The organism is Brevibacterium samyangense (assembly GCF_039529845.1).
In the GTDB taxonomy this organism is placed as follows: domain Bacteria; phylum Actinomycetota; class Actinomycetes; order Actinomycetales; family Brevibacteriaceae; genus Brevibacterium; species Brevibacterium samyangense.
In genome coordinates this window covers 1-25,712 of sequence record NZ_BAAANO010000010.1, presented here as the reverse complement: position 1 = coordinate 25,712, position 25,712 = coordinate 1, and the positions used below count along the sequence as shown (strand labels likewise).

The 25,712-nt window shown below is 69.0% G+C and carries 27 protein-coding genes and 1 pseudogene; 12 read left to right on the top strand and 16 right to left on the bottom strand.

Features of this window, described 5'->3' with window-relative positions; genetic code table 11:
* Positions 1-141: 141 nt before the first annotated feature.
* Together ABD172_RS05690 and dcd are read right to left on the bottom strand one after the other, a co-directional pair.
* Positions 142-1,206 (bottom strand): hypothetical protein, encoded by a 1,065-nt coding sequence (locus ABD172_RS05690; RefSeq protein WP_344307753.1) that lies wholly within the window; start codon positions 1,204-1,206, stop codon positions 142-144.
* Position 1,207: 1 nt separating this feature from the next.
* On the bottom strand, positions 1,208-1,801 hold the full coding sequence (dcd, locus tag ABD172_RS05685) for a dCTP deaminase (protein ID WP_344307751.1): 594 nt from the start codon (positions 1,799-1,801) through the stop codon (positions 1,208-1,210).
* Between the two features lie 293 nt (positions 1,802-2,094).
* Between dcd and ABD172_RS05680 the strand changes: the two genes are divergently transcribed.
* The 3 genes from ABD172_RS05680 to ABD172_RS05670 all read left to right on the top strand — a co-directional run bounded on the left by ABD172_RS05680 (position 2,095) and on the right by ABD172_RS05670 (position 6,199).
* The gene (locus ABD172_RS05680) at positions 2,095-3,810 is read left to right on the top strand and encodes an LPXTG cell wall anchor domain-containing protein (RefSeq protein WP_344307749.1); all 1,716 of its coding nucleotides are present in this window, start codon (positions 2,095-2,097) and stop codon (positions 3,808-3,810) included.
* Between the two features lie 237 nt (positions 3,811-4,047).
* Positions 4,048-5,115 carry an ABC transporter gene (locus tag ABD172_RS05675; RefSeq protein ID WP_344307747.1) on the top strand — a complete coding sequence of 356 codons (1,068 nt, stop codon included), beginning with the start codon at positions 4,048-4,050 and terminating at the stop codon, positions 5,113-5,115.
* 25 nt (positions 5,116-5,140) lie between these two features.
* Complete coding sequence (locus ABD172_RS05670) at positions 5,141-6,199, top strand: hypothetical protein (RefSeq protein ID WP_344307745.1); 1,059 nt, start codon at positions 5,141-5,143, stop codon at positions 6,197-6,199.
* A gap of 2 nt (positions 6,200-6,201) precedes the next feature.
* Here the strand turns inward: ABD172_RS05670 and ABD172_RS05665 are convergent, their stop codons facing one another.
* Positions 6,202-6,588, bottom strand: a complete 387-nt coding sequence (locus ABD172_RS05665) for a hypothetical protein (protein WP_344307898.1) — start codon at positions 6,586-6,588, stop codon at positions 6,202-6,204.
* On the opposite strand from ABD172_RS05665, the gene ABD172_RS05660 reads away from it, so the two are divergent.
* The 3 genes from ABD172_RS05660 (at position 6,484) to ABD172_RS05650 (ending at position 8,558) form a co-directional block, all read left to right on the top strand.
* Entirely contained in the window at positions 6,484-7,251 is a 768-nt protein-coding gene (locus ABD172_RS05660; RefSeq protein WP_344307891.1) for an amino acid permease, read from the top strand. The genes ABD172_RS05665 and ABD172_RS05660 overlap by 105 nt on opposite strands.
* A gap of 118 nt (positions 7,252-7,369) precedes the next feature.
* A complete protein-coding gene (locus ABD172_RS05655) occupies positions 7,370-7,717 on the top strand; it encodes a hypothetical protein (RefSeq protein ID WP_344307743.1) in 348 nt (115 codons plus the stop codon).
* A 67-nt stretch (positions 7,718-7,784) separates the two neighbouring features.
* Positions 7,785-8,558, top strand: coding sequence for a CPBP family intramembrane glutamic endopeptidase (locus ABD172_RS05650; RefSeq protein WP_344307742.1), 774 nt, complete (start codon positions 7,785-7,787; stop codon positions 8,556-8,558).
* A gap of 207 nt (positions 8,559-8,765) precedes the next feature.
* On the opposite strand, the gene ABD172_RS05645 is transcribed toward ABD172_RS05650, so the two are convergent.
* On the bottom strand, positions 8,766-10,694 hold the full coding sequence (locus ABD172_RS05645; protein WP_344307741.1) for an NHL domain-containing thioredoxin family protein: 1,929 nt from the start codon (positions 10,692-10,694) through the stop codon (positions 8,766-8,768).
* A gap of 164 nt (positions 10,695-10,858) precedes the next feature.
* Here ABD172_RS05645 and ABD172_RS05640 point away from each other — a divergent pair, with 164 nt between their 5' ends.
* Together ABD172_RS05640 and ABD172_RS05635 are read left to right on the top strand one after the other, a co-directional pair.
* Complete coding sequence (locus tag ABD172_RS05640) at positions 10,859-11,083, top strand: AbrB/MazE/SpoVT family DNA-binding domain-containing protein (protein ID WP_344307740.1); 225 nt, start codon at positions 10,859-10,861, stop codon at positions 11,081-11,083.
* Entirely contained in the window at positions 11,076-11,483 is a 408-nt protein-coding gene (locus ABD172_RS05635; protein ID WP_344307738.1) for a type II toxin-antitoxin system VapC family toxin, read from the top strand. Before ABD172_RS05640 ends, ABD172_RS05635 begins: the two co-directional genes overlap by 8 nt.
* A gap of 30 nt (positions 11,484-11,513) precedes the next feature.
* On the opposite strand, the gene ABD172_RS05630 is transcribed toward ABD172_RS05635, so the two are convergent.
* The 3 genes from ABD172_RS05630 to ABD172_RS05620 are packed head-to-tail and all read right to left on the bottom strand — an operon-like array spanning position 11,514 to position 12,944.
* The gene (locus ABD172_RS05630; protein WP_344307736.1) at positions 11,514-12,191 is read right to left on the bottom strand and encodes a DUF4126 domain-containing protein; all 678 of its coding nucleotides are present in this window, start codon (positions 12,189-12,191) and stop codon (positions 11,514-11,516) included.
* Between the two features lie 28 nt (positions 12,192-12,219).
* Positions 12,220-12,681, bottom strand: coding sequence for a hypothetical protein (locus ABD172_RS05625; protein WP_344307735.1), 462 nt, complete (start codon positions 12,679-12,681; stop codon positions 12,220-12,222).
* Entirely contained in the window at positions 12,681-12,944 is a 264-nt protein-coding gene (locus tag ABD172_RS05620; RefSeq protein ID WP_344307733.1) for a hypothetical protein, read from the bottom strand. The genes ABD172_RS05625 and ABD172_RS05620 overlap by 1 nt, the downstream gene beginning before the upstream one ends.
* 152 nt (positions 12,945-13,096) lie before the next feature.
* Here ABD172_RS05620 and ABD172_RS05615 point away from each other — a divergent pair, with 152 nt between their 5' ends.
* From ABD172_RS05615 to ABD172_RS05605, 3 genes and pseudogenes are all read left to right on the top strand, one after another.
* A complete protein-coding gene (locus ABD172_RS05615; protein ID WP_344307731.1) occupies positions 13,097-13,930 on the top strand; it encodes a YggS family pyridoxal phosphate-dependent enzyme in 834 nt (277 codons plus the stop codon).
* Between the two features lie 311 nt (positions 13,931-14,241).
* A pseudogene (locus ABD172_RS05610) lies at positions 14,242-14,991 on the top strand (DDE-type integrase/transposase/recombinase); the annotation flags it as partial.
* Between the two features lie 500 nt (positions 14,992-15,491).
* Positions 15,492-15,749 carry a metal-sensitive transcriptional regulator gene (locus ABD172_RS05605; RefSeq protein WP_344307729.1) on the top strand — a complete coding sequence of 86 codons (258 nt, stop codon included), beginning with the start codon at positions 15,492-15,494 and terminating at the stop codon, positions 15,747-15,749.
* A 451-nt stretch (positions 15,750-16,200) separates the two neighbouring features.
* On the opposite strand, the gene mmsB is transcribed toward ABD172_RS05605, so the two are convergent.
* The gene (gene mmsB, locus ABD172_RS05600; RefSeq protein WP_425546657.1) at positions 16,201-17,166 is read right to left on the bottom strand and encodes a 3-hydroxyisobutyrate dehydrogenase; all 966 of its coding nucleotides are present in this window, start codon (positions 17,164-17,166) and stop codon (positions 16,201-16,203) included.
* Positions 17,167-17,276: 110 nt separating this feature from the next.
* On the opposite strand from mmsB, the gene ABD172_RS05595 reads away from it, so the two are divergent.
* A complete protein-coding gene (locus ABD172_RS05595) occupies positions 17,277-18,155 on the top strand; it encodes a LysR family transcriptional regulator (protein ID WP_344307725.1) in 879 nt (292 codons plus the stop codon).
* A 141-nt stretch (positions 18,156-18,296) separates the two neighbouring features.
* Here the strand turns inward: ABD172_RS05595 and ABD172_RS05590 are convergent, their stop codons facing one another.
* The 8 genes from ABD172_RS05590 to ABD172_RS05555 form a co-directional block, all read right to left on the bottom strand.
* Positions 18,297-19,586: an MFS transporter gene (locus ABD172_RS05590; RefSeq protein ID WP_344307889.1), complete on the bottom strand. Its 1,290-nt coding sequence runs from the start codon at positions 19,584-19,586 to the stop codon at positions 18,297-18,299.
* A gap of 310 nt (positions 19,587-19,896) precedes the next feature.
* Positions 19,897-22,113, bottom strand: a complete 2,217-nt coding sequence (locus tag ABD172_RS05585) for a bifunctional copper resistance protein CopD/cytochrome c oxidase assembly protein (protein WP_344307724.1) — start codon at positions 22,111-22,113, stop codon at positions 19,897-19,899.
* A gap of 75 nt (positions 22,114-22,188) precedes the next feature.
* Positions 22,189-23,043: a nitrilase-related carbon-nitrogen hydrolase gene (locus tag ABD172_RS05580; RefSeq protein ID WP_344307722.1), complete on the bottom strand. Its 855-nt coding sequence runs from the start codon at positions 23,041-23,043 to the stop codon at positions 22,189-22,191.
* Between the two features lie 206 nt (positions 23,044-23,249).
* Positions 23,250-23,540 carry an HU family DNA-binding protein gene (locus tag ABD172_RS05575; protein ID WP_344307720.1) on the bottom strand — a complete coding sequence of 97 codons (291 nt, stop codon included), beginning with the start codon at positions 23,538-23,540 and terminating at the stop codon, positions 23,250-23,252.
* A gap of 68 nt (positions 23,541-23,608) precedes the next feature.
* Positions 23,609-23,914 (bottom strand): 30S ribosomal protein S14, encoded by a 306-nt coding sequence (gene rpsN, locus ABD172_RS05570; protein ID WP_344307718.1) that lies wholly within the window; start codon positions 23,912-23,914, stop codon positions 23,609-23,611.
* A gap of 6 nt (positions 23,915-23,920) precedes the next feature.
* Positions 23,921-24,088, bottom strand: coding sequence for a 50S ribosomal protein L33 (gene rpmG, locus ABD172_RS05565; protein ID WP_425546656.1), 168 nt, complete (start codon positions 24,086-24,088; stop codon positions 23,921-23,923).
* Positions 24,088-24,324: a 50S ribosomal protein L28 gene (rpmB, locus tag ABD172_RS05560; protein ID WP_344307716.1), complete on the bottom strand. Its 237-nt coding sequence runs from the start codon at positions 24,322-24,324 to the stop codon at positions 24,088-24,090. Before rpmB ends, rpmG begins: the two co-directional genes overlap by 1 nt.
* Positions 24,325-24,877: 553 nt before the next feature.
* Positions 24,878-25,712, bottom strand: an 835-nt coding sequence (locus ABD172_RS05555) for a dihydrolipoamide acetyltransferase family protein (RefSeq protein ID WP_344307714.1), incomplete at its 5' end; no start/stop codon positions are given.

The following is a 25,712-nucleotide window of genomic DNA, read 5'->3' as shown; positions in this document are numbered from 1 at the left end:
CGGAACCCCCGGAGACGAAATCGAGGAATTATAGACCTGTCGCCGGACTTTTCAAGTGGACGGCGTGTCGTGCCGGTTTCCGGCGCCGGGGACACCCCGACCCGGAGGGGCGCAGAAGGCCCCCACCGTCCCCTGCAGGCATCAACCGAGCTGCGCAGGAGCGACGAGGAACCCGTCCTCGTCGAGCACCGTGCCGCCCGTCGCCCGGAGAACCTCCCCGGCGAGCCGATCGAGGCGCACTGAGGCCGCGAGCCGCAACCGCCGGAGTTCCTCGTCGGGTTCCGGCAAGTACCGTTGTTGATCGGCGTCCATCCAGTGCAGGTGATAGAGAACACGGGTGGGGGACTCCGGATCGGCCATCCGGACGATGCGCGGCAGCGCCTCCTCCTCCATCACACGGATCTCGATCGACCCCGCGCGTTCACCGAGCGCGGTGAGCGGCACGAGGATCGAGTACCCGTCGAGTTCGAGTCCGCCGTGCCCCGCAGCACCGTCGTCACGTGCGCCGTCCTCTCCGGCGCCCTCCGGCAGGACCGGGAACTCGACAGTGGAGTCGAGCGCGCGAAGTCGTTCGAAGAGCACCTCGGGGGCGAGCCAATAGCTGCCGTAGACGAAGAGGTCGATGTGGGCATCCGGATCGGGGAACAGCAGGCCCGCCGGCTGGTTCGCCTCGGCCTCCGCCGCGGCCGCGACACCGGAGGGCGAGAGCAGGGCCTGCGGATCGACCTGCTCGTCGGAGAACCGCACCCCGCCGTGGAGCCTGCGGGCGACCGCGATGAGGAGGTCGATCTGGCGACCCTCCTCCTGCGAGGGCAGCCCACCGGGGAACAGCAGGTGCAACCCGTCCGGGTCCCGGTACCAGGACGGCGGCGGGGAGGGCTCGCGATCACGCGGGGCGACGAGCGCGAACGCACGGGAGTACCGGGCGGGGATCCCGAGTTCGGCGCACGTCGCGGCGTCGAAGAGGAACGGCCCCTCGAGGCGGGAGTGTCTGGTGAGCCTCCAGGACTTCACGTCCTCGGTGAGGACTCCCTCGGGCAGCATCTCCCCCGCGGAGACGACCTCGGGCGCGGGCAGATCGGGGATCCGGTTGTGGACGAGCGCCACGACGTCGCTCGGCACGGTCTCCTCGTCGAGCAGGAGGAGGTGGCGGGTGCGCAGCACCTCGACACTGCGCGGGTCCCGGGCGTCGTGCGCACCGGGCATGTCAGCGGTGCTCCGGGGCGATACCGCGCCGGAAGTTCAGGTGCGAGCGCGAGGGCGTGGGACCCCGCTGCCCCTGGTACCGGTTGAGGGTGCGGGGGTCGCAACCGTAGGGCGCCTCGGCCGGGGAGGAGAGCTCGAAGAAGCAGAGCTGACCGATCTTCATGCCCGGCCACAGGCGGATGGGGAGCGTCGCGACGTTCGAGAGCTCGAGCGTGATGTGTCCGGTGAACCCGGGGTCGATGAAGCCGGCGGTCGAATGCGTGAGGAGGCCGAGGCGCCCGAGGGAGCTCTTGCCCTCGAGGCGGGCCGCGATGTCGTCCGGGAGGGTGACGGCCTCGAGGGTCGCGCCGAGCACGAACTCGCCGGGGTGGAGGACGAAGGGCTCGTCCGGGTCGACCTCGACGAGGCGGGTGAGCTCGGGCTGCTCGGTCGCCGGGTCGATGAAGGAGTACTTGTGGTTGTCGAACAACCGGAACGACCGGTCGAGGCAGACGTCCACGCTCGAGGGCTGGACGAGGCTCGGGTCGTGCGGGTCGAGGACGATCCGCCCGGAGGACAGCTGGGCGCGGATGTCGCGATCGGATAACAGGCTCACGGTGCAAATGTACCGCGCGGTTTTCCGGAAATTCCTGCACGCCCGGCGGCCCGCGGCCCGGAACCGAGCGTTCGCATCCCCACCTGCGGAATCACATGCGTGTAATACCCGGAGCGCTCTCGGCGGGCACTCCGACACGCCGAGCGGAGGTGTGAGTTCCGTGGTCAGAGGCCGAATCCATGCTCTACAGTGGTCACGAAATACGCCCGCGCCGATGGTGCCTTCCCCTTTTACCGAGGAGTGGCGGGACTATTGGCTTTCGTGCGTGCTTGTCACAACCGAAAGGCCCTACTGTGAAGACTTCTGCGAAGAGTCTTGTGCTTGCCCCCGCAGTGGCCGCCGTGGTGACCGGCTTCGTAGCCGTTCCCGCTGTTGCTTCGACCGCTGCCCCCGGCACCACCGCACCCACGTCGACCGCGTCGACGTCCGCTCCTGCGACCGAGTGCGCGCCGGACGAGACCGCGATCCCGGACACCTCCGCACCCGAGTCGCAGGTGTTCGTCTCCGAGATCTCCCAGGACGACATCGCCGACCCCGAGACCGGCATCCGGTTCTCCGGCTCCGGCTTCACGCCGAACGGTTCCGCCACGGTCACCGTCGTCGGCACCGAGGGCACGGAGTACACCGCGGACACCCCGCTCACCGTGAACGACCAGGGCGTCGTCAACGGCACCTACTTCTTCACGGTCTCCGGCGGCGCCGTCGTGCCCGTCGGGACCTACACCCTGGACCTCACCGACGGCGAGACCGGCACGGTGTCCTCGGAGGTCACCTTCGAGGTGGTCAAGGAGACCGACGAGACCCAGCCGGCCTACACCCCGGCGCCGGCACCGTCCGTCACCTGCGAGCCGACCGCCACCGAGTCCGCGGCCCCCGAGACGTCCGCTCCCGCCACGTCCGCTCCGGCCACGTCCGCTCCCGCGACCTCGGCACCCGCGTCGACCCCGGCAGCTCCCGCGACGTCCGCCCCGGCCACCACAGAGGCACCCACCCCGGAGGAGACCACCGCACCCGCGGCCCCCGCCACCTCGGAGGCTCCCGCGGCTCCGGCCACGTCCGCTCCCGCGACCTCGGCACCCGCGTCCTCCGCGCCGGCGACGTCGGCTTCCGCCTCCACTCCCGCCGCGCCGTCGACCTCGGCACCGGCTCCCCGCGAGACCGAGGAGGCCGCCCCGGCGACCACCGAGGCCCCGGCGCCGACCACCTCGAGCGCAGCTCCCGCGCCGACCTCCGAGGCACCGGCCGCGCAGGCGCCCACCACCGAGGAAGCCGCTCCGGAGACGAGCGCTCCGGAGACCACGGCACCGCAGACGCCGGCCCCCGCCTCGAGCACCCCGACCACCACCGAGGCGCCCACCCCGGAGGAGACCACCTCGGCCCCCGAGGAGACCACCTCCGCGACCGCCTCGGAGACCGCGACCGAGGAAGCCGCTCCGGTCGCCGATCTGCGGATCGGGATCGACCCGGTCGAGATCAGCTCCGAGGACTTCGCCTCGTCCGACGCCGGTGTCACGATCTCCGCGACCGGTGCGCTGCCGGGCGAGACCGTCACCCTCGTCGTCGAGCACGGACAGGGCCAGGTCGAGCGCTTCACGATGGAGCGCGAGGCCGACGACAACGGTGAAGCCGCATTCGGCGTCTACGCCGCGACCGCACCGGTGCTCGGTACCTACAACGTCACGGTGTACGGCGAGGACTCGAACCAGGCCCAGTCCGGTTCGTTCACCGTCATCACCAACGGCACCATGACCGAGGACGACGTCGCCGCCGGCGGTTCCGGTGGCGCGGGCTCGGACGACTCCGGTACCTCGGGCGGTTCCGGTGACTCCGGTTCGACCGGTTCCGGTTCGTCCGCGTCGACCGGCACCTCGAACAGCCGCGACCTGCCGCGCACCGGTGCGGAGATGACGGGCCTCGCCCTCGGCGCAGGACTCCTCGTCGTCGGCGCTGCCGCGGTCGTCATCACCCGCCGTCGCACCCGCGTGAGCGAGGACCCGAGCTCGTACTGAGTTCCGGCACGCACGGCGCCGGCCCCTCGGCCGGATCGCGGTGCTGAGCACCACCTCCCGATGGGGGACCCGAAGGCAAGCGGGTCCCCCATCGGTGTGTCCGGAGGGTGGCGGGGCGGCAGGACAACGGTTTCGCCCAGGACGACCGAATGGGTTGCCGTTCCCCCGAACGGCAACCCATTCGGTCGTCCTGGGTGATTCCCTTGCATCTGCGCCGCCGCACTAGAATCGTTCGGCGTGACCACTGCCGCGACCTCGATCGATCCCACCGGTGTCCGATTCACCGGGAAGCCCGTCCACGACGCCCCGATCGGCCCGGGGGACACCCTTGTCCTCATGGGGCACACGGACGCGGTCCGCTCGGCCCTCACCCGGCTCTCCGCGAACGCCGAGGCGCTCACGGCACCGGACCCCGCGGCCACTCCGCGCGCCCGGGTGGCGAAGTACGTGCGTGCCACCACGGGAGCGGACGCACGGGACACGCGGTTCACTGCCCTCGCCCACGCGTGTGGTCTTCGCATCGAAGCCCATGCCCGTACCCGGATCCGTGACCTCGACCCCGAACAGTGCTTCGCGCTCCGCCTCGCCGCGGCCCTCGCCGGTACCGGTTCCGTCCTCGTGCTCGACGACCCGTTCGCGGCGCTTCCGGAGCACGCCCGCCTCGGGGCCCGCAGGACGGTCATGCAGGTGGCCGGGAAGCACGACCTCGGCATCGTCCTCGCGACGACCGACGTCATGGACGCCGCGCTCCTCGGCGGCACTCTCACGGTGCTCGAGAAGGACCAGGTCGCGCAGACCGGACCGCTCGCGGAGCACCTCTCCGAACCGCGGAGCAACCTCGCCGCCCGATGGTCGGGCGTCAACGTCTTCTCCGGCCTCGCCCGGCGCGGCCGGCTGTCGATCGGACACTCGCAGGTGAGGGCCCGGACGGAGCTCGACGGCAAGGTGTTCGTCACGATCCCCACCGACGCCGCCACCGTCTCCTTCGACGAGTTCGATCCCGCCTTCACCGAGGGCGCGACCGTCTTCGAGGCCGTCGTCACCGCGATCCGCGAGAACTCCGGTCTGCTCCAGCTCACCCTCTCCCCCGCGGACACCGAGGTCGGACTCGCGATGTCCGCCGACTGGCTCGACTTCCGGCCGGCAGCGTTGGCGGCTGCACCGGAACCCCGCACCCCGGAAGCCGGCGTGCTGCACCCGGGGCTGGGCGCCTCGGTCGCGGAACAGACGGCCCGGGTGGTCGTCGGCGCCCGGGTGTGGGTCGAGGTCGACACGGCGCGGATGCACCCCTACTCGGTGGAATGACGCCCGGCCTGGTTGAATGGCCCGCATGACGGACCGCGCACGCACTCGGGGATCCCGCACCGGTGCGCGCGCCCGCGGGAACCGGACTGTCGGCCGGCCGGCCGCATCTCCCGAGTGGCTGCCGGGTTCACCCCGGACCCTGCTCGTCGCGGCGCTCGTCCTCGTCGTGCTCGCCGCGGCCTCGGTCCCCGTCCTCAATATCGCCGTGTACTCGCCTGCCCGGACGGTGGAGCAGTACCTGCACGCCGTCGCGGACGCGGACGCGGGCCGGGCACTCGGCCTCCTCGATGCCCCGAACGCGCAGTGGCGCACCCTCACCGACGAGGCCCTGCAGAACGCGCCTTCCCTCCCGCAGGACATCCGGATCGCGCACACGGAGGTCGACGGCGACACCGCGACGGTCACCGCACGGGCGAACCTCGCGAACAGCACGCAGGAACTCACCTTCGACCTCGTGCGCCTGCCCGCCACCTGGGGCCTGTGGAACCGGTGGGTGATCCGGGCGGACGACTGGCCGCACCTCGACATCGCGGTCGACGGTTCCGGTACCGCCGAGGTCAACGGGGTCACAGTCCCCGTCACCGACGGTCCCGTCCCGGTGCTGTTCCCGGCGTCGTACAACGTCGGGTTCTCCGGCGACTACTTCCGCGCCGACGCCGTCCACGTCGACGTCACCGGCCCCGCCCAGACGCACGAGGTGACCCTCGAACCCGAACCGACCGACGCCCTCCGCGACGCCGTCGACGAGGCGGTGCGGGCCCACCTCGACGGGTGCGCGGAGCAGAAGGTCCTCATGCCGACCGGGTGCACCTTCGGATACGAGACGGAGAACGAGATCCTCGAGGACCCCACGTGGACGGTCGAGGAGTACCCCGCGGTCACCCTCGAGGAGTCCGGCAGCGACCTGCGGATGAAACCCGCCGAGGCGGCCCTCACCGTCCGCACCCGTGAGCGGGACATCGTCACGGCACATGCGTTCGACATCGAGGAGGAGATCCGGTTCTCGATGACGGCGACCGTCCTCGTCGACGGCACCGCGGTACGCATCGTCCCCAGTCAGGCGGGGAAGACCCTGGCGGGCTGAGGTCAGGAGCCGAAGATACGGATCCGGTCGAATTCGGTCGCCTTCAGCGTCCGGAACCACAGCGTGTGCGACCACCACACCGTGCCGTCACCGCGGTCCCACGTCCCCCAGGCGGCTGCGGCCTTCCCGTGGGTCACGGCCGCCTCGAGATGCCCGGAGGCGAGACCTGCGGGACGGAGCGCGAGGAGGGAGGCGAGGACCGCCTCGGCGCCGGTGGTGGTGTCGGGATCCCCACCGGGCCGCACGACCTCGAGCTCGACGTCGGGTGCGAGAACACGGCGCAGGTGGCCGGCGTCCCCGGTGCACAGCGCCTCCTCGAACGCGGCGACGAACGCGTTCTTCGGCGAGTTGCCGCAGGAATCGGTCCCGGTGAAGGTCACGGCGGTCATGGAGCCAGGGTAGGTCGCCGCCGCGGTGCGGGATACCCGTCACCGTCGATTACGTCTCTTTTTCCGCCGATCGGTCCTTGGGCGACGGTGTTCGTGAGCGCCGGTCTCCTCGTCTCCGTCCTCGGGGCATTCCTCGCGTGGACCCTCATGGCCGCCGAGATCCTCCAGGTCGCCGCGCAGGACGGCGATATGCCACGATTCCTCGCCCCGATCGACGACCGTGGTGTGCCCGCGCCCGCGCTGCTCATCTCGACGCTGCTCGTCCAGGCGATGCTCGTCCTCACGATGTTCTCCGCGGACGCCTTCGACTTCGCCCTCGAGTTCTGCGCTGCGCTCTCCCTCATCCCGTACTTCTTCAGCGCCGCGTACGCGGTGAGGATCGCCTCGGGTCGGGACGGTGGACGCGACGGCGCCTCACGCGGGCATCTCGTCATCGCGGTCCTCGCGACGGTCTACACGGTGTTCCTCCTCTTCGCCGCCGGCTGGGAACTGCTGCTGCTCTCCCTCGTCGTCTACGCGCTCTCGACGGTGCTGTTCGTCATGACGCGGCGCGAGAAGCAGCAGCGGACGTTCACGCCCCGCGAGCTCCTCGTCGTCGTCCTCGTGTGCCTCGGAGCGGTCGCCGGGATCGTGGGTCTGGCGATCGGGTTCATCACGCTCTGAGTGGACGGGGCGTCCCACGTTCCGTCACCTGGGAGGCAGACCCAGGAACCGTTCCTAGGCTGAGAGGGTCCCGGTTCGCATCCGTCCGCCCCGGGAATGCCCGGACGAAGGAGCCGCCATGTCCCGCACCTCCCGCTTCCGCCGCCCTCTCATGGGCCTTGCGAGCGCGAGTGTGCTCGCCACGACGGGGCTGCTCGCCGGGTGCGGCGTCCTCGACTTCTCGGTGTCCGTGCCGATCTCCGCGGTGGAGACGCTCGCGGAGAACGCCCTCCAGGAGCACTTCGGGGCGACACCGGACATCGACTGCGGTGACGGCGATGTACAGCTCTCGGAGAACATGACCTTCGACTGCACCGTCACGGACCCGAACACCGGCGTCGAGGCCGGAGCCGTCGTGAAGATCGGCAAGGTCGACGGCACCGACTTCTCCGTCGATGTCGAACTCGGTGGCACGGAACAGAAATAAGCGGGGCCGCTGCACGGTCGCGGGCCCGGATTCGACGCCGGGAGTAGCTCTTCGAGAGGATCGTGCCATGAGCCCCACCGGTGAACCGACGCCCCCTGCATCCCTTCCGGCTGGAATCTCCGGGAAGTCGCTCCTCGCGGCTCTCGGCATCGCGCTCGGGAGTGCCGTCGTCTTCTTCGGGGCGGCAGTCGTCGTCCTCCTCGTGCTGCCGGACGGGCGTGCGCTCGTGGCACCCGTCCTCGCCTCGGCGATCTTCCTCCAGGCGCTCAGCGCCTTCATCGGACTGGTGCTCGTGGCCCGCCGGTACCGGGTGGCGCGCTCCGCACTCGGGCTCGTGCGTCCCTCGTGGCGCCTGCTCCACGCGCTGTGGCAGGTGCCGGCCGCGATCGTCGTCCTGCTCCTCGTCCAGGCGGTGTTCCTCGTCGGGATCCTCGGTGATCCGAACGCGGCCGCCTCGGAGACGAACGGCAGCGTGGACCGGCTCCTCGCGAACGCAGGGGCCCTCACCGCGCTTTTCGCGTTCCTCGGTATGGCGGTACTCACTCCGTTGTGGGAGGAACTGTTCTTCCGCGGCTACCTCATGGGGTGGCTGCGTGGCCGGTTCGCCGGTGCCCGGAGCGCCGGACTGCGGTCTCTCGCAGTGCTCCTCGCGATCGTCCTGAGCGCAGTCGCGTTCGCCGCGGTGCACCTCGTGCCCGTGCTGCTGCCGTATCTCTTCGCCTTGGGCCTCTGCGCCGGGTATCTGCGCTGGTTCCACCGGAACCTGTGGGGCGGTGTCGCCCTCCACATGTGCATCAACACGATCGCGAGCGCCGCGATCCTCGCCGTGCTCGTGGGGTGACCCGTAGGGAGGCGGCAGCGGCGTCCGCACTCCTGCCGCAACACCGAGGCGCGGGGTACTCGTAGACGCCGGCGACGTCCTCCCACGAACGGCAAGGGTTTCGCCGAGGACAACCGATTGTGTTTCCGTTCCGCGGATGGGAAACGGAATGTGTTGCCCTGGTCGAAACCCTTGCCAGTGGGATCGTGCCGGTGGGGTGGTGCCGGGTCAGACCCCGCGCAGGTCGAGGTCGAGGACGTTCTCCCCTCCGTCGACGAGCTTCACCGGGATGCCCCAGTCCTGCTGGTAGAGGTGGCAGGCGGCGTGGAGCGGGATCTCACCGCCGGGTTCGCCGTCGCAGGACGCGGCGCGGGCGGTGATGTGGAGGACGCCCTCGGTGATCGCCGGGTCGAACTCGATTCGCCGGGTCATGCCCTCCTCACCGCCGGCACCGGAGACGATGAGTTCCTTCGGCGTCGAGGACACCTGGAGGTAGGTCGGGTCGCCCCAGCGGTCGTCGAGCTTCTGGCCCTTCGGCACCGTGAACGACACCGCGATGTCGAGCGGGCCGCGGCCGAGTTCCGTGGCCGGACGGGTCGTCTGCTTCGCGCCCTCGTCGACCTGCTGCGCCTCCTTGGGGATGGAGACGGCGGTGAGCTGGTGCGCCGCGGACTCCGCGACGAGGAGGTGGGGAGCCGCGGCATTCCCGTCGGCGTCGGCCTCCGGCGTCACGACGAGGATGTCGGAGGGCTCGGCGAGACCGCGCGCGAGCGTGCTCACCTCGTTCGTCTGCGGGTCCCAGCGGCGGATCGCACCGTTGTAGGTGTCCGCGATCGCGACGGACCCGTCGGGCAGTTCGGCGACGCCGAGGGGGTGCTGGAAGCGCGCCTCGGCGGCGGCTCCGTCGCGGAACCCGAAGTCGAAGAGGCCGGTGCCCACGAGGGTCTCCACCGCACCGGTGGCCGGGTCGAGGCGGCGCAGCGAGGAGGTCTCCGAGTCCGCGGTCCAGATCCGCCCGTCCGAGGCGGTGCTCAGTCCCGAGGTCTGGGCGAACCACGCGGTCTCGGCGTCGCCGTCGACGAGGCCCTCGTTCATCGTGCCGCTCAGGTGGCGGATGGTGCCGTCCTTCGGGTCGAAGGACCAGAGGGTGTGGTTGCCGGCCATCGCGACGAGCACCTCGCCGATGGCTTCCACGTACTCGACGTCCCACGGGCTCGAGAGCTTGATCTGCGTGCCCGGCCCGTCGTACCGACCGAGTTCCGCGTGGGTGCCGACGACGTTGTCGATCGCGCCGACCATGAACTGTTCACCGGTGCCGGCGAGGGTGCGCACCTCACCGGTCGCGAGGGTGATCCCGCGCAGCGCGTGATTGACGGTGTCCGCGACGACGACGTCGTAGCCGACCTCGGCGGCGAGGTCCGCGGGGAGTTCGACGAGCCCGCCGGGCTCGGAGAACCGCGCCGAGGCGCCCTCACCGTCGACGAATCCACGCTCCTTCGCACCGATGCGGCGGACGATCTCCGCACCGCTCGGGTCGAACTCGACGATCGAGTGGTGACCGGAGTCGGCGACGAGGAGGTTGCCGCTGCGCAGGCGGGTGAGCTTGCCGGGGTAGAAGAGTTCGGTCTCCGGGGCGGCCGGCGGGACGTACGGACCATCGCCCTTGTGGAGGGTGCCCTTCGCCTCGTGCTCGGTGATGAGGTCCTCGATGAGGGAGGCGAGGCCGGCGGAGTGGCCCTCCCCGGACATCGAGGCGACGAGGTAACCCTCGGGGTCGATGACCGCGAGCGTCGGCCACGCGCGGGCGGTGTACGCCTGCCAGGTGACGAGGTCCGGGTCGTCGAGGACGATGTGCTCGACCTGGTAGCGCTCGACGGCCTTGTCGACGGCCTCGACGGTGCGCTCGAACTCGAACTTCGGCGAGTGCACGCCGATGATGACGAGCTCGTCCTTGTACTTCTCCTCGATGGGGCGGAGTTCGTCGAGGACGTGGAGGCAGTTGATGCAGCAGAACGTCCAGAAGTCCAGGAGCACCACCTTGCCGCGGAGGTCGGCGAGGCTCAGATCGGTACCGCCGGTGTTGAGCCAACGGCGGCCCGTGAGTTCGGGCGCGCGCAGGCGGGGTGCGGTGGGGGTGGAGGGGGTCTCGGTGCTCATGCGGACGATTCTCGCACCCGTGACGGAACGGTGCAGCGAGCGGCGTCACAGGGAGTGTCATGAAGCGTCATATGCCGGACGATCCCTGTTGTGACGCAGGATCCGTAGCGGCCCCGGAGAACCGCCGGTAGTATTACGTTCTACACGTAATACGGAGGATGAAGATGAAACTCAACTCCAAGGGGCAGGTGACGATCCCCGCAGAACTGCGCCGTGCTCACGGCTTCCACGAAGGTGATGAAGTCGAGGTGATCGCAGACGGCTCGTCCTTGCGCATCGTTCATGCGGAAGAGAAGTCGACTCGGGGTGAGCGGATCGTGCGACGGATGACGGGACGCGCAACGGCCCAGCACACCACGGACGAACTCATGGAGCTGCTGCGTGGGTGAGACCACGCTCGTCGACACGAATGTGCTGCTCGATGTACTGACGCACGACCCGACATGGTTCGAGTGGTCGGCCGGCGCGCTCGCGGACGCGTTCGACCACGGGCGTGTGGTGATCAACCCGTTGATCTTTGCCGAGGTGTCCGTGGGATTCGACCGCCTCGAGGATCTCGAGTGGGCGCTCCCCAGCCCATACGTCGAACGCGTTGCTCTACCGTGGGATGCGGGCTTTCTCGCCGGCAAGGCGTTCGTGGCGTACCGACGACGCGGCGGTGAGAAGTCGGCCCTGCTGCCGGATTTCTACATCGGCGCGCATGCGGCGGTCGCCGACTATACATTGCTCACGCGCGACAGGCGGCGTTTCACAACATATTTCCCCACGCTCCGCATCGTCGCACCCTGAACCGGAGGGCAAGCGGCCGGCGCCCCACCTTCAGCGGTATCCCTCTCTCTCCGCACCCTCGAAGAGGACGAGCGGCTTTCCCGAGGCGAGCGCCTCTGCACGCCGGCGCTCCCGCCTCTTCCTCCGCGCCCGCACGGTGAGCACGACGAACCCGATGACGACCGCGAGCAGCGCGACGAGCACGAGCACGGGGACGAAGATCGCGAGGAAGGCGAGCCCGGTGCTCGCGACGTCCTCGACGCTCGAGAGGACGGGCGCCGCGGTTCCGGCGGAGGCGGTGTTCGCGACCGGCCGGGTGAGGCTCTTGCTCACGTGGACGACGAGCGCGATGACGATGCCGGTGACCACCGGCGCCCATGTGCCCGAGGAGACGAACGCCTCGGGGTCGGTCACCGTCGCGGTCTCCGCGCCCAGGCCCGCGATCTGTGCGGACGATGCCGAACCGAACACGATCCCGCCCGAGGTGGGACGCACCACCGTCTGGATCGCGTCGTTGATCGAGTCCACCGCGGGCACCTTGTCCGCAACGATCTCGACGACGAGGAGCACCGCGAGGATCCCGAGGATCCACGGATTCGTGAGCCACTCGAAACCGGGCCCGAGGTCCACGACGGGCGTGAACCGGTCGAGCAGCCCGAGCACGAGCAACGGGATGTAGGCGTTGAGCCCCGAGGACGTCGCGAGTCCCAGGCCGGAGAGGATGTCCATGGGACCAGAGTAGGACCGGGGACCGGCGTCAGGCCTCGGGCGAGGTGAGGAGATACGGCACGGCGGTCCTCGCGTCGCCGTAGACACCGATCGTGGCACGCGGCAGGTCGTCGGCGTGCATCGCGTAGCCCTCCCGGAACTCGACGGTCTCCCCCGCGGGCACGTACCCGTACCCGAGAGTGCCCTGCAGGTCGAGCGCGGGATCCATCACGGCTTCGCGCCAGCTGCTCCCGACATAGCACTCCGACCACAGTTGAGAGGCGTCGAATTCGTCGTCGGACGCATTGCGGACGGTGGCGCCGATGATGACGAACTCCCCGTCCGTGCATTCGGCACCCGACGACGTCGGGCTCGTGGCATCCGACTCGAGCGCGAACGTCACGAAGATCCCGGGCTGCACCTCGACCTCCTCACCGAGCTCGACGGGCACACCGTCCTCGAGGAGCATGTCCTCGCAGTCCTCGCAGATCTCGGTCGGACGGCCGTCCATCAGAACCTCCACTTCGCCTGCCCCGGGTTGTCCGCGGAACCGGCACGCACGTTCCGTCCCGCGATTGCGCCGAGTACGACGGCGGCGATCGAGAAGAGGAGGCCGGCACCGAACACCCCGATGAGGCCGAAGACGAACGCGAGCAGGCACCACGTGCTGTCGACGTCGGTACGTTCGGCACCCATGGACTGCGGCTTCCCGGGGTCCGGGAGTGCGGCCGGAACTTCGCTCGGCAACGTGGCCTGCGTCTCATCAGCGGTCATGCGGTCATCCCCGACGCGGGCAGGCGCTCCTCCGGCATGCGAACCGAGGAACGGGCGCCGGCCGTCCACCCGTCGGCAACCGATTCCGCCGCGCGATACCCGGCGCCCCGTATGCGGATGCACGAAACCGCGGCTCCTGGGATGATCGGACCATGTCCGAGAACACCGTCCCCACTTCCCCCGCGACCGCACCCGCAGCCTCCCCCGTCGGTTCCCCCACCGCGGAGTCCCTCATCCCGCTCACCCCGGAGGAGAGCCGGGCCGTTCGGGACCGGCTCGACGAGGCGAAGGCGCGTGCCGCCTCGGCCGCGGAGCGCTCCGGCCGGAAGGCCGAGGACGTGACGATCCTCCTCGCGACGAAGACGCAACCGGCGGAGAAGATCCTCGTCGCACTCGAGCACGGCTTCACCGTCATCGGCGAGAACCGGGTCCAGGAACTCACCGGGAAGGCCGAGGCGCTCGCGGGCATCGCCCACGAATCGCACCTCATCGGGCCCCTCCAGAAGAACAAGGTCAACCACACGCTGCGGGTCGCGACGTGCATCCAGTCGATCGACTCGGTGGCGCTCGCGCAGAGGATCCAGAACCGCCTCGAAGCCGTGGGCGACGACCCGACCGAGGTCGCCGCCGGCGGCACGATCGATGTGTTCGTCCAGGTGAACACCTCACGCGAGGAGTCGAAGAGCGGCGTCGCCCCCGAAGAGGCGGACGCACTCGTCGAAGCAGTGCAGGGGATGGACCGACTGCGACTGCGGGGGCTCATGACGATCGGGCTGCCGGGATCGACCCCGGAGGAGATCCGCCCGTCCTACCGCGACCTCGTCGCCGTGCGCACGCGGCTGCTCGACTCCGGCCTGCTGACCCCGGATCAGACGGAGCTGTCGATGGGGATGTCGAACGACTTCGAACTCGCGATCGAGGAAGGCGCGACCATGGTGCGCCTCGGCTCGAGCATCTTCGGGGCGCGGCCGCCGATCGCACGCTAGGCCCGTAGCCGCCCACCGGGCCACGCACGATCGTTGAAGCCTGAACCATCTCCCACGCGTCATGACTCGGAGGAATGCTCTCCGGCCGGGATTCCACCAGTGGGCCCGCGCCGTCTCGTGGAATCGGACCCGGTCGACGCTCCGCAGGGGCGGGCGTACATGTGGTGACCATGACACACCTTGCCGATCCCCCGTCCGCTCCGAGCAGCGGACCACTCACCGGGCCCTCCACCGACCCGGTCCCGCAGTAGCCGATCGGTCGCATCATCGTCACCCGGTTGACGTCGACCGACCACAAGACGATCGGGTACATGTACCTCATCGCGAGGTGGACCGCCGATGCTCCCCGCGGCGCTGTCACCACGTTCTGCGCCGAACACGACATCTCGCGTAAGACGTTCTACGAACTGCGCAAGAGAGCCACCACCGACGGGGAAGCCGCCGCGCTTCAACCCCGCTCCCGCAGACCCCACACCTCCCCGTCCCGGATCACCGACACGACGAAGGACCACGCACTTGAGGTCCGTGCTGCCCTCGAGGCTTCCGGGCTCGATGCCGGCCCGTTGAACGTGTTCGACAAGATGACCGCGATGGGGTTCGAACAGGTGCCCTCGACCGCTTCTCTGGCTCGCATCTTCCGTCAGGAGGGTGTGGCCAGGGAAGAACCGAGGAAGAGGCCCCGGGCAGCGTGGCGGCGCTTCGTGTACCCCGCGCCGAACGCCTGCTGGCAACTCGATACGACCGAGTACGTCCTCACCGGCGGACGGACCTGCGTGATCTTCCAACTCGAGGACGATCACTCCCGGTTGGCGATTGCCTCCCACGTCGCGTGGTCCGAGAACGCCGAGGACGCGATCATCGTGTTCGACAAGGGCGTTGCCGCCCATGGGGTCCCGCAGCGACTGTTGACGGATAACGGGAAGGCGCTGAACCCCTCGCGCCTAGGAGTCATCGGCAGACTCGTTGAACACGTGAGCAGGCTCGGAGTCGAACCGATCACCGGTAAGCCGGACAAGCCCACCACGCAGGGGAAGAACGAACGCTTCCACCGGACCCTTTTTACGTGCGCGAGCGCGCAAGCGGTCCCGTGTGCTGCCGGGTGGGCCGGTACCGGTCGACGCCGGTGCTGTGAAGCGGCGGGTCGGGAAGAACGGGACGGTGAATCACCGCGCGGTGCGGTACTGGGTCGATTTCTACCGCGCTTTTGAACAGGTACTCGTGACCGTGACCGAGGATCGGACGATCATCGCGGACCTGGAAGGGACCGTGATCAGGGAGTACCCGAGGCCCGCGCCGGGCGTGGAGTACATGGGAAGACGGAGAAGCTCTACTGATCATCACGGGCCGGGACCGCGACTGGTCCCGGCCCGTGGTGTTACCGATGTCTTGATACAAGAAGTGTCACCGATGTCCTGATGCGGAACTGTCACCGAACTCCTGAGACATCACACCATTCCGCGGGACTGCAACGGTTTCGGACGGCTCCCGCCGAAACCGTTGCCGGGACGGACGCACAGCGAGGCGGTGCGAAAATGGGACGAGGACGAGAGGAAGGCACGGCATGGATGTGGACCCGAGCGACCTGCGGTCGGCGATCAACCGCCTCAAGCGCGCCAACGGGCAGATCTCCGCGGTCATCCGGATGATCGAGGAGGGCGAGGACTGCGCGTCGATCATCACCCAGCTGTCGGCGGCGAACACCGCGGTCGAGCGTGCCGGCGTCAGCGTCCTCACGCAGACGATGAAGAAGTGCATGGCGGACGGCAGCGACGAGGTGGACCTCGCGCAGCTGGAGAAGGTGTTCCTGTCGCTCACGTGAGAACCGGCTCGCCGAGCAACGACGCGAAGGAACCCGCCCTTTCGCACGCGTGAATGACGGCGGCGGTCGGACTTCCGGAAGTCCGACCGCCGCCGTCATTCACGCTTCACCGCCGCGGGCAGGGCGGGCATTCCGGGCGTAGCACCCGCGGGACCGATCTCGCCTCAGCGCCCTCCGAAGAGACGCGCGAAGAACCCGGGCTTCTCGTCGCTCGGCTCATTCGCGTGCCCGTTGCACCACTGCGATGCCGGAACGGACCGCTTCACCGCATCGACATGCTGGCCGCAGCCGGCCCAGGTCGTCTTTCCGCACTTCTTGCACGCCACCGCTCGGCACATGGTCGACTCCTTCGAGGTCCGTCGCATGATCGTTCATGCATAGGACCAGAATACCCCGTAGGGTATCTCGTTCCGACCGCGCCGCATTCCGGGCGGACCCGTCTCATGCACCCTCACTGCGGCACGCCGGGGGCCTCCGGGTCGACGTTGCGGATCATGAGGGTGCAGTCCATATCGCCGTAGCCCTCGTCGAGGAGCTTCTGCAGCTGCGCGTACGCGAGCTTCGCGCCCGGCAGGTCGACCCCCACGGAGTCCGCCGCCGCGAGCGCGAGGCCCACGTCCTTGTGGGCGAGCGCCGCCGCGAAGGTCGAGGCGAACCCGTTGTTCGCCGCGGCCGTCTCCACGACACCCGGGGTCGGGTACCACGTCCGCAGCGGCCACGAGTCGCCCGAGGACACCTTCGCGATCGAGTGGAACGTCTTCGGATCGAGCCCGAGCTTCCGCGAGAGCACCGCCCCCTCGACGACGCCCTGGAGGCTCACCGCGAGCATCATGTTGTTGACGGCCTTCGACGCCTGACCGGCACCGTTGCCACCGGCATGGAAGATGTTGCCGGCCATCGGATCGATGACGGGACGGGCCTTCTCGAGGGTCTCCGCCTCACCGCCCACCATGAACGTGAGCGTGCCTGCCGCCGCACCGGAGATCCCGCCGGACACCGGGGCGTCGAGGAACTCGAAGCCCGCCTGCGCCGCTTCCTCGTGCAGTTCATTGGCGGTGTCGACATCGATCGTCGAGGAATCGACGAGCACGGCACCGGAGCGGGCGTTCGCGAACACGCCTCCCTCGCCGCGGTAGACGGCCAGGGCATGTTCGCCCTTCGGCAACATCGTGAACACGAAGTCGGCGTCGCCGACCGCCTCGGCGGTGGAACGTGCTGCGGTGACCCCGTTCTCGACAGCGGCGGCGAGCGCCGCCTCGTTGAGGTCGAACCCGACAACGGTGAAGCCCGCGTCGACGAGGTTCTTCGTCATCGGCTTGCCCATGTTGCCCAGGCCGATCCATGCGATCGTGGTCATCTGTGCCTCCTTGCACTGCGGCGGCGCACCCTCGCGCCGCGTTCCGAATGTCCTCCACACACTGTATTGCCGGTCACACCCGGCGCGCTTCGGGCGGAGCACGGGAAGTCCCGGGATCCCGGTTGGAAGTCCGCACCCGACATGTGCGCCCGTGCAGATAAGCTGCCGATATGCCGCACTCGTACGCACAGCGCCGTGTGTCCGCGGACGACCTCCTCACCCTGCTCGCCGTCGCCCGACTGGGGAAGTTCACCGCCGCCGCACACAGCCTCGGAATCAACCACACGACCGTGTCCCGCCGCATCGCCGGGATCGAGAAGGCCCTCGGCGACCGCGTCCTCGTGAACGCCCCCGAGGGCTGGGAACTCACCCAGCGGGGCCGGGAACTCCTCGATGTCGCCGAGGAGATCGAGGCGGCGCTCGGCCGGGTGCCGACGGGCGCCTCGGCGCGGGAGGCGCTCCGGGGCACGGTCCGGTTGGCCGCGCCCATCGGCTTCTGCGTGCAGTGGGCGGCCGAGGCGGCCGTCGCCCTCCAGCGCCGGCACCCCGCCGTGCAGGTCGAGATCATCTCCGCGACCCACCAGCCGCGCCAGTACCGTTCGGGCGTCGACCTCGAGATCGTCGTCGGCAAGCCGGACGTCCCGCGCTCGCTCGCCTACCGGCTGCGCGAATACCGGCTCGCACTGTTCGCAACCGACGACTACTTCGAGCACGCGGGGATCCCGGAGACCCTCGAGGACCTCGGGGACCACCGCCTCATCTACTACATCGAGCACGCGCTCGGGGTCCCGGTGCTCGACGCCGCCGGCGACCGCCTGCCGGAGCCCGCGGGGTACCTCCGCTCGAACTCCATGATCGTCCACGTCGAGGCGACCCGCGCCGGCGGCGGGATCGGACTGCTCCCCACGTACATGGCCGAACGCTACCCCGAGCTCCTGCCGGTCCTCCCGCACTTCGGGCACACCGTGAGCTACTGGGCCTCCGTCCGTCCCGAGGCGCTCCGCTCCCCCGGCACCCGGGCGCTCCTCGAGATCCTCCGGGAGGGGTGAGGGGCGGCCCGCCGAGAGCCCGGCCGGGGCTGCACACCAACGGATTCGCGGAGGGAAACCGATTCCGTTTCCGTTTCGCGAGACGGCAAGCGAATCGATCGGCCTGGGCGAATCCGTTGGCGACGACGCTTCGCGGCGCCCTCAGCTCCGCACGGACTCCATGGCCCGGCGGTCGACGTCCTCGCGGTCGACATCGGCGAGGTCGATGCCGCGGGTCTCCCGCGTGAACGCCCACGCCACGAGGCTCACGACCGCAGCCGCCGCGAGGTAGATCGCGATCGGGACGGAATTGCCGTACGCGCGCAGCAACGAGGTCGCGATGATGGGCGCGAAGGAACCGGCGACGATCGCGGTGACCTGGTAGCCGAGGGAGACACCCGAGTACCGCATGCGCGTCGGGAACATCTCCGCCATGACCGCCGGCTGGGCCGCGTACATGAGCCCGTGGAACAGCAGGCCGATCGTCACCGCGATGAAGATCTGCAGTCCGTCACCGGTGTCGTACATGGGGAACGCGAAGAAGCCCCAGGTCGCCGTGAGAAGGATGCCGATGAGGTACGGGACCTTCCGCCCGAGGACGTCCGCGAGCCGGCCGATCATCGGGACGACCACCGCGTGGATCGCATGCGCACCGAGGAGCAGGCCGAGGATCTCGTGCTGTTCGATACCCACCTGGAGCGACAGGTAGGTGATCGTGAACGTAACGACGAGGTAGTAGTGGATGTTCTCGACGAACCGCAGACCCATCGCGCAGAACACCCCGCGCGGGTACCGCTTGAACACCTCGAACACGCCGTATCCGGCACCCTCGACGGTCTCCTGCTGCGCCTCCTCGAAGATCGGGGCATCGGTGACCTTCGTCCGGATGTAGTACCCGATGAGGACGATGACCGCCGACAGCCAGAAGCCGATCCGCCAGCCCCACGAGAGGAACGCCTCGTCGCTGAGGATCGCGGTGAGGCCGTACAGCACGGCGGTCGCGAGCAGATTGCCGAGCGGCACCGCCGACTGCGGCCACGACGCCCAGAAACCACGGGACTCCTTCGGCGAGTGCTCGGCGACGAGGAGCACCGCCCCGCCCCATTCGCCGCCGACCGCGAAGCCCTGCACGAACCGCAGGAAGACGAGGATGATCGGGGCGAGGTATCCGATCTGGTCGAACGTCGGCAGGCAGCCCATGAGGAACGTCGACGTACCCACGAGGACGATCGACAACTGCAGGAGCTTCTTCCGTCCGTGCTTGTCACCGAAGTGCCCGAACACGATGCCACCGAGCGGCCGGGCGATGAACCCGATCGCATAGGTGCCGAACGCGGCGATGACCGCGTCGAGCGGGTTCTCCGAGGCGGGGAAGAGGATGACGTTGAAGACGAGCGTCGCGGCCGAGGCGTAGAGGAAGAACTCGTACCACTCGACGATCGTGCCGGCCATCGAGGCGGCCACGACGCGCTGCAACTGCGCGAGCGCGCCCTTGCTGTTCGGATCGGGGGCGGGGGTCCTGCCGCCGGATGCCGCGCTGGTGGCGCCACCGTTCGCGACGGGGTCGGAGGGTCGGGGATCGCCCGGGTTCCCCGGGATGGATGCAGTCATGAGGTTGTGCTCCTGGCTTCGTCGACAGGGTCTGTCTCATCCTGTGCCAGGTCGCCGTGCACCTCAAGCACTTCGGTCCGGTTTCGGCCCGGGCGCGCAGTGCATCTCCGCACAGCCTCTGTGCTCCGACAGGAACGCCCGGGCCCGCACCTCACATCGAGTCGTCGTGCTCCTTGAGGCGCGAGAGCATCGCGTTGTACTTCCGGAGTTCGGCATCCTCGTCACGGTCGGCGGCACGGTCGGACCGCTTGGCCTCCCGCTCGGAGGACTTCGTCCACTGGATCGCGACCCCGATCGCGAGGAGCACGGCGGGGAACTCCCCGATGCCCCAGGCGATCTCCCCACCGGTCTGCTGGTCCTCGAGCGCGCTGAAGCCCCAGTCGTGCCCGATGTTCCCGTACCAGTCTCCCTCGATGAGCGAGGTGTTCGACATGATCGAGATCCCGAAGAACGCGTGGAACGCCATCGTGATGAGGAGCATGAGCAGCCGCACGGGGAACGGGAAGCGGTTGACGCCCGGGTCGATGCCGATGAGCGACTGCGCGAACAGGTACCCGGCCGCGAGGAAGTGCAACATCATGAGTTCGTGGCCGAGGTGCGTCGCGAGCGCGTACTGCATGATGCCGGAGTAGTAGAACACGACGAGCGAACCGGCGAAGTTCACGCAGGCGACGATCGGATGCGCGAAGAACCGCAGGTACCGGCTGTGCACGAGGATGAGGATCCACTCGCGGAAACCGCGCGAGCCGTCCCGCCGCGGTGCGATCGCCCGCATGAGGAGCGTGATCGGCGCGCCCATGACCATGGGGATCGGCACGACCATGACGATGAGCATGTGCTGGATCATGTGCCCGGAGAACACGACCTTGCCGTACACGGCCGGCCCGCCCGAGGTCACCCAGAACAGCAGCACCATGCCGAGCACCCACGCGACGACGCGCAGCACCGGCCACGCGTCACCGCGACGGCGCAGTTTGAGGAATGCGTACACGTAGGCGACCGAGAGGCCCACCGCGACGACGACCCACACCGGGTCCCACTCCCACTGGGTGAAGTAGGTACCCCAGCTCGGGCGCGGCGGCAGCGGCGAGGACGTGAGGATCTCGGCGGGCGTCGGCGCCGGCGGCGGCTCGTCCGGCACCGGCGGCTGACTGCGGGACAGGACGACACCGAGGGCCATGACGGCACCGAAGATCAGCGCCTCCACGCCCACAAGGCGCCAGAACAGGCGGCGCGGTGCGGCGCCTCGGGCGCTCGGGCCCGTCTCCGGCGCCGAGGCGCCCCGCCCTGCGGAGCCCGTGGCGCCTCGGCCCGCCCCACCGGCAGTGGGCGCACCCAGCCCGGCGATGACCGAGCGGCGGTGCCGGAAGCCGATGCCGCCGAGGACGAGCGTGAGCGCGAGCTTCACGAGCATGACGACGCCGTAGGGGGTCGTCCAGTCGGCGAGCGAGCCCATGCGCAGGCTCGCGTTCACGAAGCCCGAGTACACGACGAGGACGAAGGAGAAGAGTGCGAGCGCCGAATAGCGTTCGACGATCGTGCGGAGGTCGGTGCGGTCCGTGAGCGACCGGGCGATGAGCGCGAGGACGAGGAGACCGCCGAGCCACAGCACGATCCCGACGAGGTGGAGACCGATCGAGTTCACCGCGGTGGTGTGGCCCTCGGCACCGGTCGAGTGGCCCATGAGCGCGAGGGGCACGAGGGCGGCGAACGAGAAGACCATCGCGGTGGCGATGCCGGCGAAGGACCGGAGCGCGAAGACGAGGGTGGAGACGAACGCGACGACGACGACGATGAAGGTCCAGTACCGGCCGACGTTGAGCGAGGACACGAAGTACGCGAGCTGCGCCGAGAGGTCACCGCTGTACGCCTGGGAGCCGGCGACGTCGACGTAGGTGAGGACGAGGACCGCGGCGGCCGACAGGGTCCACACGACCGAGGACGCCTGGGCGACACCGATGGCCGCGAGCCAACCCCTGTCGAGCTCGACGTCGGACTCGCCGTCGCCCTCGAAACCTCCGGCGGCCGAGGACTGCTTCCGGTCCTTGTGCCGCACCCGTCGCGGCGCCGCGCGCGGGATCACGAAGGTCGCGAGCACGAGGGCGGCCGCGGTGATCGCGGCGGCGGTCTCGAAGACGAACCGTGCCGCCGGCAGGCCGAACCGACCGAGGACACCCGAGTCACCGACGAGCTGCGGGAACGCCGCGCCCGTGAAGAAGAGGCCGAGCGTGCCGACGAGGATACCGAGCAGCGGGAACCCGAGTGCGGCGCACCACGTGGCCCAGGAGGGACCCGCGGAGGACGAACCCGTGGCGGACGGACGGGAGGAGGCCGGGCCCGCGGACGGGTCGGAGGAAAGCGCAGACATGGAACCCGCAGTCGTGGAACGAGGCGTGGATGGGGTGGAGGGTGTCGTCACAGGCAGTGCGTCACAGACAGAGCGTCACAGGCGGCGATCGCGGAGGACAGGGAACGCCGCACGGCGGGCGTGGATCGCGTCGATGTCGATATCGGCGGTGAGGACGGTCTCGTCGACACCGGCCTGTGCGAGTTCGGTACCCGAGGCATCGAGGATGACGGAGTGCCCGCCCATCTGGGTGCGCGCGTGGTAGCCGGCGGTGTTGACCGCGACGACGGCGATCTCGTCCTCGACCGCACGGGCCCGCGCCATGAGGCTCCATTCGCGGACGCGGGGCGCCGGCCAGGCAGCGGGGACGACGGCGACCTCGGTACCGGCGTCGAGAAGCGCGCGGAAGAGCTCGGGGAACCGGAAGTCGTAGCACGTCGCGAGGCCCAGGGTCACGGTGCGGCCGCCGACCTCGATCGGGACGGTGACGATGTCCTCCCCGGCCTCGAGGAGCTTGGGCTCACCGTTGCCGAACCCGAAGCGGTGGATCTTCCGGTAGGTCGCGACGACCTCGCCCGTCGGGTCGATGAGGACGGAGGTGTTCCAGATGCCGCGTTCACCGTCGGGCAGCACCGGCATGGCGGTCATGTCGTGGCCGTGGGCCCTGATCCGGTCCAGCGCCTCGGGCGTGGCCTCGATGATCGAACCGGCGTGCACATAGGCACCGAGGTCCTTCGCGGCCTGCTTGAGGGCGGTGACGGTGGGGCCGTCCTCGACGGTCTCCGCGCGGGTGCCCCATTCGCGGTAGCTGAACCCGCCGGCGGACCAGAGTTCGGGAAGCACCACGAGGTCGACGTCGTGCTGGGCTCTCACGAGTGCGCACACACGGGTGATGCGGTCCTCGACCGATTCGTCGTCCGTGTAGGCGAGCTGGATTCCGGATACGCGCATGAGGTCCAGAGTACCCGCCGTTGCTCCCCGGCCTTCACAGCACAATCGGCTGCGGTGCCCGACCTTTCATATCGCGATCGAATGCTGACTCTCGGTGAGTTCGCGCATTCAATCGCGATCTCACGCCCTGCGCACCGGCGATGGATGCGACGAACCCCCGTCCTCACGCGGAGAACGGGGGTTCGAGGAAAGTCAGTCCTGGAGACTCACTTGTTCGGCGTGCCTGCGGCGGCCTTGAGCTTCGAGCCGGCGGAGAGCTTGACCGAGTAACCGGCCGGGATCTCGATCTCGGCACCGGTCTGCGGGTTGCGGCCCTTGCGAGCGGCGCGCTCGGTGCGCTCGATGGAGATCCAGCCCGGGATCGTGAGCTTGTCACCGGCGGCAACCACGTTGGTGAAGGAGGTGAAGACGCCGTCGAGGACGTCGGAAACCTGCTTCTGGGTGAGGCCGGTGCTCTCGGCGACCTCGGAAACGAGCTCGCTGCGGTTCTTAGCCATGCGTGTCCTCCTTAGGACGTCAGGTCAAGTGGTCTTGATGTTTGACCGGTACGTAACGTACCAGAAGGTTACCAGGAAGACTTGGTGATGCCCGGGAGCTCGCCCTTGTGTGCCATGTCGCGGAAACGGACACGGGAAACACCGAACTTACGCAGGTAACCGCGGGGACGACCGTCGACCTGGTCACGGTTGCGCAGGCGCACCGGCGAGGCGTTGCGGGGCAGCTTCTGCAGGGCCACGCGAGCTTCCTCACGCTGCTCGTCGGTCGACTCCGGGTTGACGAGAGCCTTCTTGAGCTCGAGGCGACGCTCGGCGTAGCGCTCGACGATCACCTGGCGCTGCTTCTCGCGTGCGATCTTGGACTTCTTTGCCATGTGCGCTCAGCGCTCCTCTCGGAATTCGACGTGCTTGCGGATCTTCGGGTCGTACTTCTTGAGCACGATGCGATCGGGGTTGTTGCGACGGTTCTTGCGGGTGACGTAGGTGTAACCCGTGCCGGCCGTCGACTTGAGCTTGATGATCGGGCGAACGTCCTGTGCCTTTGCCATCAGAGCTTCACTCCCTTCGCGATGAGATCCGAGACCACAGCGTCGATTCCGCGCGCGTCGATGACCTTGATGCCCTTGGTGGACAGCGTGAGGGTCACAGTACGGCGCAGCGAGGGCACGTAGTACTTCTTCTTCTGAATGTTCGGGTTGAAGCGTCGCTTGGTGCGACGGTTCGAGTGGGACACATTGTGTCCGAAACCGGGAACTGCACCGGTTACCTGGCAGACTGCTGCCATTTCTTCTCCTCCAGTCTTGCTTCTGCCGACGAATCCTGACGAACGGCCCGTTTTCCACAGCGGTTGTCATCCACAGGGCGTGGGGACGACCGTCCTGATCCACCGAAGACATCAATCACATGTTCGTCACCGGTTGGAACTCCGAGGACCCCGGAACGGGATCTGCGTGCGCCGCCGACCGACCCACACGACGTGCGGGCCCGCGAACTGCGCACCGAATTCGTAGCGGTGCTGGTGTTTGTCACCCCGGTGAAGGGTTTGTGTTTACTGATGCCACACCAGCGCTGAAGCATGAGCCTGTGAGAGAGGGCCTAGCGTGATAGCGCTCAATGAGCACAGCGACGGCGCGGACTCTCCCGAACCCCGGTCACGAGTCCTTCACGAAAAGCCTTCGAGAGGGAAGCGATCACGTTGCTCCGGAGGGCGCCACAGCACCGACACAACAGGATTCAATGCTAATTCAGAGCCCGCGTCCCCCGCAAACCCGCGGGAGGAACGGGCTCCGCGACCTCCGTCACAGTACCCGCTCCTCCCGGCAGGGATGTCGGCGGCCTCACACGAGCAGCGTGAGCGGCTCCTCGAGGGCGCGGCCGATGTCCGCGAGGAACCGCGAGATGACCTCCCCATCGACGACGCGGTGGTCGGCGCTCACGGAGATCGTTGCGACCTCACGGACCGCGAGCTCCCCGTCGACGACCCACGGACGCTGTTTGACCTGGCCGAACGCGATGATCGCGGATTCGCCCGGGTTGATGATCGGGGTGCCCGTGTCGACGCCGAACACACCGACGTTCGTGATCGTGAACGTCCCGCCGGCCTGCGCAGCCGGGGTCGTGCGACCCTCCCGGGCGGTCCGGGCGAGGTCGTTGATCGCCTGCGCGAGCTCCCCGAGCCCGAGCGCGTGCGCATCCTTGATGTTCGGCACGACGAGTCCGCGCGGAGTTGCCGCGGCGATCCCGAGGTTCACGTAGTTCCGGACCGTCACCGTGTCGCCGTCGAGGCTCGCGGTCATCATCGGGTTCCGCCCGGCCGCCCACAGGGCCGCCTTCGCCATGACGACGAGCGGCGACACCTTGACGCCCTCACCGAGCAGCCCGGACGTCTTGAGGTGCCGGACGAACTCCATCGTCCGGGTCACGTCGACGTCGAGGAACTCGGTCACGTGCGGCACGGTGAACGCGGACTGCGTCATCGCCCGCGCCATCGCCTTGCCGACACCGCCGAGCCGGTGCGTCTCCTCGCGCGGGCCGGGGCCGTGCAGCCCCGGAACCCCCGCCGAGGCGCCGGCACCCGCAGACACCGTGTCGCCATCGCCCGCCGCCGGGCCCGCAGTTCCGTTCGCCCGCCCGGCGGTGCTCGCGGCGCCGGTCGCCGCGCCGTTCCCGGCC